The sequence below is a fragment of the Neolewinella aurantiaca genome (assembly GCF_008014675.1).
In the GTDB taxonomy this organism is placed as follows: domain Bacteria; phylum Bacteroidota; class Bacteroidia; order Chitinophagales; family Saprospiraceae; genus Neolewinella; species Neolewinella aurantiaca.
This window is the reverse complement of sequence record NZ_VOXD01000102.1, coordinates 1-1,171: the sequence shown is the minus strand read 5'-3', so window position 1 is coordinate 1,171 and position 1,171 is coordinate 1. Positions and strand designations below refer to the sequence as shown.

The following is a 1,171-nucleotide window of genomic DNA, read 5'->3' as shown; positions in this document are numbered from 1 at the left end:
CATCTAGGTGCTTAGTAATGCGATCGCCGTAAGTCTTGATCAGATCACGCATAATGGTTTTCCATCCATAAGCATTCTTCTTCCATGATTTCTCGTTGTGCATCAGGCTGAGGTATACCTGCTTCATCAGCGCCGTATCAGATACCCAGGCCGCTTTCCCCTTTATCAACTTTCGCACAATGCGGTGCAAAGCCTCTACGGGATTAGTCGTGTAAATCATTTTGCGCATTCCCGGCGGGAAGTCCAGAAAAGCCATCAGTTCATCCCAGTCCCGTTCCCAACTCTCGATGAGTAAAGGGTACTTATTGCCCCAAGTGACCTTGAATGCAGCAAAGGCTGTTAAGGCAGCAGACAGGTTCTCCGAAGTATATACAGACCTCAAGTCAGCATTAACCTTTTTCAAATCGCTGTCGTTGACAAATCGAGTGCTGTTACGCACTTTATGAACGATACATTTCTGAATAATCGTAGCTGGGTAAACGTCGGCCATAGCCTCGCTAAAGCCAGCAAGGTTGTCCGTACAGAAGACAAGAACATCTTCTACACCTCGGCGACGAAGGTCTTGCAGGACCATCCCCCAGCGGTTAGCTCCTTCACTTTCAGCAACATACATACCCAATAAGTCTCGCTTGCCATCAACATCAATAGAATAAACAGTATAAAAGGCTCGCACGGAGTACTTGCCTTCATGCCTGACTTTGAAGTGAATCGCGTCCATGTAAATAATGCTGTAAAAAGCCTGTAGCCGACGGGTGCGCCACTCTTGAAGTACGGGTAAAATCTGATCGGTGATCGTCGAAATTTTGCCCGCAGAAATATCTACGCTGAACATCTGTGCGAGTAAGCGACGAACGTCTTCAATAGAGTTCCCCTGAGCATACAAGGCCAATATCTGCTTGTCAAGACCACTCGATAACTCTCGTTGGCGCTTAGGTATCAACTCCGGTTCAAAATCGCCATTACGATCTCGTGGCGTGCGAATCGATAGTTGGCCTGCATCAGAAACTACGGTTTTGTCGGTGTAGCCATTGAGCTTATTCGATATACCCTCCAAGCGGTCCTCTGCGATATGCGCAGCAGCTTCGCCTTGAAGAGTAGCATTAACCATCGCCTGGAGCATCTCAGCGAATCCACCGCCACGCTCTAAAATCGGTTTGCCGGAGTAGAGGTG

Annotated in this window: 1 protein-coding gene; it reads right to left on the bottom strand. The window is 48.1% G+C overall.

Going from position 1 to position 1,171, the window contains the following annotated elements:
- Positions 1 to 1,171: IS256 family transposase (locus tag FUA23_RS22195; protein ID WP_147932964.1), on the bottom strand; the 1,171-nt coding region annotated here is incomplete at both ends.